This window comes from Arthrobacter sp. TB 26 (assembly GCF_000427315.1).
GTDB lineage: Bacteria > Actinomycetota > Actinomycetes > Actinomycetales > Micrococcaceae > Arthrobacter.
The window spans coordinates 1-5077 of record NZ_AUPJ01000164.1; the positions used below are offsets into that span (position 1 = coordinate 1).

Consider the following 5077-nt stretch of genomic DNA (forward strand, 5'->3'; position numbering starts at 1 on the left):
GAGCCGGTATATGGCTTCCGTTCGCTGGCAACATTCAAATCCCGCTTCAAGCCGGACTACCGCACCCTGTACCTCTATTACCAGGATCCCCTGCAGCTGCCCGCCATGGGCCGGGCGCTAAGCCAGGCCTACCTGCCAGGCCTGTCCGTGCGGCAAAGCGCGCGGCTGCTCAGGAGCCTCGTGCGCTGATGTCCGGCGGCCCGGCTAGCAATGCAAAAAAATGATCCCCGGCTCGGAAGCCGGGGATCATTTCTGCGCGGGGACTGCCGCAGGCAGTTCCGCTGCGGGGTACTAGACCAGCGTTACGCCGGTGGCCTGGGGGCCCTTGGCGCCCTGGCCGATTTCGAACTGAACGCGAGCGTTCTCGTCGAGGGTCTTGAAGCCACCGGTCTGGATCTCAGAGTAGTGAACGAAGACATCGCCATCGGAGTCATCCGGGGTGATGAAGCCGAAGCCCTTTTCAGCGTTGAACCACTTGACGGTTCCCTGTGCCATGTATATCTCCTCATTATGGATCTTGGTTAAGGCCGGCACACTTCGTGCCGGACTTGGTCACTCCGCGAGAAGAACCTTGGCTGTGGGACCGGAATCAACCGGGCTTTGGCGGCAGGCGCTTCACGCTCGCAACAGGTCTTGCGAGCATGAAAAAACACCTACACAAAGACTCGTATAAGAATTTCATGCCGGGTGCGTCAGGTCAACGGGCCCGGAGCACAATTTCATAAATTTTGTACAAAGAATCGATGAACGCCGGCAGGGGCGCATATCCGGCAGCCCGTGGAGGTTCAGCGGCCGGTGCGGCGCTTAGAAGAGCCGGGATTCGACGTCATCGACGCCGCGCATGGCGTCGTAGTCGAGGGTGACGCAGTCGATGCCGCGGTCGTTTGCCAGGACTTTGGCCTGGGGCTTGATCTGCTGGGCGGCGAAGATTCCCCGGACCGGAGCCAGGAGCGGGTCGCGGTTGAGCAGTTCGAGGTAGCGGGTGAGCTGCTCCACGCCGTCGATGTCTCCGCGGCGCTTGAGTTCGATGGCCACGGTGGCGCCCTTGGCGTCCCTGGCCAGGATGTCCACCGGGCCGATGGCCGTGAAGTACTCGCGGCGGATGAGGGAAAACCCGGGGCCCAGGAGTTCGATCTGGTCAGCCAGCAGCCGCTGCAGGTCCGCCTCCACTCCGTCCTTGATCAGTCCGGGGTCCTGGCCGAGTTCGTGGGAGGTATCGTGCAGTTGCTCATGGATGTTGATGATCAGCCGGTCGTCGGTCTTGGCTGACTGGACGGTCCACTGCTCGATCACGCCGGTTTCGACGTCGACCTCGTCCGGAGTGGAGACCCGGAGGGACGCCGGAGGGCTCATCCAGTTCAACGGCTTGTAGGATCCGCCGTCCGAATGGACCAAAACGGAACCGTCGGCCTTGACCAGCAGGAGCCGGGTGGCGAGCGGGAGATGGGCTTTGAGCCGGCCGACATAATCAACGGAGCAACGGGCTATGACTAAACGCACCCGGTCAACACTACCGCCTGCTGGGACAGGGGACACCCGGACTGGGGCAGAATGGAACCATGCCGCGTTCCAACCGCCCCCGCCGAGCCGCCTTAGGAAGGGCAGCTTCTGGCAAAGCAGCCAAGCCGGGAGCAAAGGGCGGTGCCGTGCCCGAACTGGACCTGGAGCGCGCGCGCTCCGGCTATGCGCGCCGGGAGAGTGCGCCGGACGGCGAGTGGTCGGTCCGGCCCATCACCGCCAGCCGCGCCGAGAAGACCTACATCTGTCCAGGCTGCTCGACGGCGGTGCTGCCTGGTGTCGCGCACCTCGTGGTGTGGTCCGAGGACCATCTTTTCGGGGCGGCGGCCGGGCTCGCTGAGCGGCGGCACTGGCACAGCAACTGCTGGACCTCACGCAGCTACCGGTATCGCTGACTGCTCCGCGGGCTGCTTTCGCTAAGCTGGACGCATGAGTTTTGACCCGGCGTCGTACGTCTTTAGCCAGCCTTCCGCCCCGACCCCGATCCGCGCCTCCACCGTTCTCCCGGCACGCCGGCAGAACGTGGAGCTCCGCACGAGTGACGGACACCGGCTCGTCGGCGAGCTGGCGCTCCCGGAGTCCGGCGAGATCAAGGCGACCCTGATCACCCTCCATCCCCTGCCGACCCACGGCGGGTTCATGGACTCGCATGTCTACCGGAAAGCCTCCTACCGGCTGCCCGCCCTGGCCGGAATCGCGGTGCTCCGGTTTAACACCCGCGGCACTGGCTCGCCGCGCGGAACCAGCGAGGGAGCCTTCGAGGAGGGAATCGGCGAACGTCTGGACGTCGAGGCGGCCGTGAAGTTCGCCGTGGACCGGGGCCTGCCGAACCGTTGGCTCGTGGGCTGGTCCTTCGGCACCGAGCTCGCGCTGATGTACGGGGCGTCGGAACCGGTGGCCGCCGAGGTGGAGGGCGCCATCCTGCTCTCGCCGCCGCTGCACCGGGCCACCGACGTGCACCTCAAGGAATGGGCGGCTTCCGGCAAACCGCTCAAGGTCCTGGTTCCTGAACTTGACGATTACCTCCAGCCGGCCGAGGCCGCGGAGCGCTTTGGGGTGGTTCCCCAGGCCCGCGTTGTGGGCGTGGACGGCGCCAAGCACCTGTGGGTGGGGGAGAAGTACGCCGGCCGGGTGCTCAACGAGATTGTCGATGAGGTGCTGCCGGGCAGATCAGGCGCAGAGCGTTCTGAACTGCCGCAGGAGTGGGCCGGTCCGGTGGCCACGGCTCACGTCTGAGAGCACGCCGGTTCCTGTTTAGTGCTTATCCTGGCGGACGATGAAGATTTCCTTGACCAGGAGCATGATGGCCGCGGCGGTGGGGATTGCGATCAGTGCGCCGAGGACGCCGAGCAGGCTGCCGCCGGCGATCACCGAGATGACCGCGACAGCGCCCGGAACAGCGACGGCTTTCTGCATGATGCGCGGGGAGATGAAGTAGGCCTCGAACTGCAGGTAGGCGAAGTAGCAAATGGCGTAGACCACAGCAGTCTGCCAGCCCGCCGTGAGGGCGATCAGCGTGACGATGACCCCGGCAATCAGCCCGCCGACCAGGGGAATGAAGGCCAGCAGGGCCACAACGAACGCCAGCAGCACGGCGAACGGGACGCCGACGATCGACATCACGATGAACGCGAAGGTGGCGTTCACGAGGGCGACGACGGCCTGCCCGATCACGTAGTTGCCCACCGACCCGGTAATTTCCTCGGACAGGGCCTCGACCCTGGCCCGGCGGGACCGCGGAGCAAGCCGGTAGCCCCACTTCTTCATGGCCGGCAGCGCGGCCAGGAAGTAGAGGCTCAGCACCAGCACGATGAGCGCGCCGAACAAGCCGTTCGCGACGGTGGAGCCGAACCCGACGACGCCGCCGAAGATTCCGCCCATCGCCTCCGGGTTGTTGACGAACTTCTCCAGCTCCTGGGTGATGCGTTCGCGCACCCCGTACTGGTTGTCAATGCTGCGGAAGAAATCGGAGTTGATGAAGTCCGTGACCCAGCGGGGCGCCTCCTCGACGATCTGGGTAACCTGCTGGACGATGGTCGGGATCAGCGTGGCAAAGAAGGCGGCAATGGCCAGGCCCAGGGTGGCAACAGCGATCACAATTCCCGCGGCGCGGGGGACCCTTTTCGCCTCGAGCCAGCGCACCACCGGGTCCAGGCCCAGGGCGATGAAGAGCGCCGCCACGATCCAGAGAAGAAGTTGCGTCGTGTTGGAGCCGATCCAGTACACGAGCAGTGCCACGCCGACGCCGACGGTCCCCATGAATCCCACGTAGAGGGGGTGCTGGGAGGACATCCGCGGGCCGGGGTCGCCGAAACGGGTGCCCTCCTCGGCTCCGGGCGTCGTCGCGTCCTCTTCCTGCTCGGGAGGCATCTCGAAGCGGAGCCGCGGCTGGGCGCCCGGGAGGGGCTGGCGAAGGCGGTGCGCCATTGAGTTCAGCACCCCGGCAAGGGCTGCGCGGCGCGGCGAAACATGCTCCTGCGGACTTCCCACCGTGCTGCCGGATTCCTGCTTTTCTTCCGGTCCCGAGGGGGACGAGTCCGTGTGTCCAGTCACTGCGTTGAAAGCCCTTTATCCTCTGTATATCCCCGGCGGAGTCGCGGTGGCGGCCCCCATGTCATGATCACGCCAAACACTATCAGCAGGCTTGTTTTAGCGCGCCCAGACGGCCGCCGCGGGTGCCGCCGGAGGGGTTGACAAAAACTCCGATCTGACTCCGTGGTAACAAAATGGTTACTATTGAAGCTAAGTGTCCGCTGATGATAGGTAATATTTTGCGTTTCAAGACTGCAGTTGCATTAGTGCTGCTGGGCCTCCTGACACTGCTGGCCGGGATCGGCCAGAAGACATTCTGGGCTCCGGCCGAGACCGTAACCGCCGCCGCACCCGCCGGCACCGCCGCGCCGCTGACCGTTTTCGACGGGAAGCTCCGCACGCTGCACAACGGCACGGTGACGATCAACGTCAAGGGCGAAGGCAGCTTCATGCTGGCCGCCGGCCGCCCGGACGACGTCGAAGCCTGGGTCGGCAACACCGCACACAACACTGTCTCCGGTGTCTCCGAGGACGGCAAGGCCCTGCAGTTGACGCATGCTGACGGGGAAGCGACCGCGCCCTCGCCGGCCGGCTCGGACCTGTGGGTCAGTACTGAGAACGCCAGCGGCGAGCTGAAGTACAACTGGACTCCGCCGGCGGATGGCGACTGGTCCCTGTTGCTTGCTACGGACGGCACCAAGCCCGCCCCCAGCTCGATCACCATGACCTTCCCGAACGACACGTCCACTCCGTGGGCCACTCCCTTCATGGTTCTCGGCGGCCTGCTGATCCTGGCCGGGGCCGCGCTTCTGGTGCTCAAGCCCAAGTCGGACTCCCGCCCCGGTTCGGGCAATGCCGGTTCCGGCAGTGGCGGTTCCGGCGGCGGAGCGACCGGCGGNCCCGCCGTGCGCAGGCCAAGGCCGCCGCACGCAGCGAAGCCCGGAAATCCACCGAATCCACGGAAGCGGTTCCGCAGGTTGCTGACCCGAAAGCCACTGACCCGAAGCGCACCCCCGAGCAGCTCACC

At 65.5% G+C, this 5077-nt stretch carries 6 protein-coding genes and 1 pseudogene; 4 read left to right on the forward strand and 3 right to left on the reverse strand.

The annotated features are described in order from the left end of the window. Positions 1–189, forward strand: a 189-nt coding sequence (locus K789_RS22405) for a hypothetical protein (RefSeq protein ID WP_035739277.1), incomplete at its 5' end; no start/stop codon positions are given. 102 nt (positions 190–291) lie between these two features. On the opposite strand, the gene K789_RS0105575 is transcribed toward K789_RS22405, so the two are convergent. Together K789_RS0105575 and nucS are read right to left on the reverse strand one after the other, a co-directional pair. After that, a complete protein-coding gene (locus K789_RS0105575) occupies positions 292–495 on the reverse strand; it encodes a cold-shock protein (RefSeq protein ID WP_024365900.1) in 204 nt (67 codons plus the stop codon). A 309-nt stretch (positions 496–804) separates the two neighbouring features. Continuing rightward, on the reverse strand, positions 805–1500 hold the full coding sequence (gene nucS / locus K789_RS0105580) for an endonuclease NucS (RefSeq protein WP_024365901.1): 696 nt from the start codon (positions 1498–1500) through the stop codon (positions 805–807). 59 nt (positions 1501–1559) lie between these two features. On the opposite strand from nucS, the gene K789_RS0105585 reads away from it, so the two are divergent. Next, entirely contained in the window at positions 1560–1913 is a 354-nt protein-coding gene (locus K789_RS0105585) for a hypothetical protein (RefSeq protein ID WP_024365902.1), read from the forward strand. 34 nt (positions 1914–1947) lie between these two features. After that, the gene (locus K789_RS0105590; RefSeq protein WP_024365903.1) at positions 1948–2754 is read left to right on the forward strand and encodes an alpha/beta hydrolase; all 807 of its coding nucleotides are present in this window, start codon (positions 1948–1950) and stop codon (positions 2752–2754) included. A gap of 18 nt (positions 2755–2772) precedes the next feature. On the opposite strand, the gene K789_RS0105595 is transcribed toward K789_RS0105590, so the two are convergent. Then, the gene (locus tag K789_RS0105595; RefSeq protein WP_084507293.1) at positions 2773–3945 is read right to left on the reverse strand and encodes an AI-2E family transporter; all 1173 of its coding nucleotides are present in this window, start codon (positions 3943–3945) and stop codon (positions 2773–2775) included. Positions 3946–4274: 329 nt separating this feature from the next. Here K789_RS0105595 and K789_RS0105600 point away from each other — a divergent pair. Then, a pseudogene (locus K789_RS0105600) lies at positions 4275–5077 on the forward strand (hypothetical protein); the annotation flags it as partial.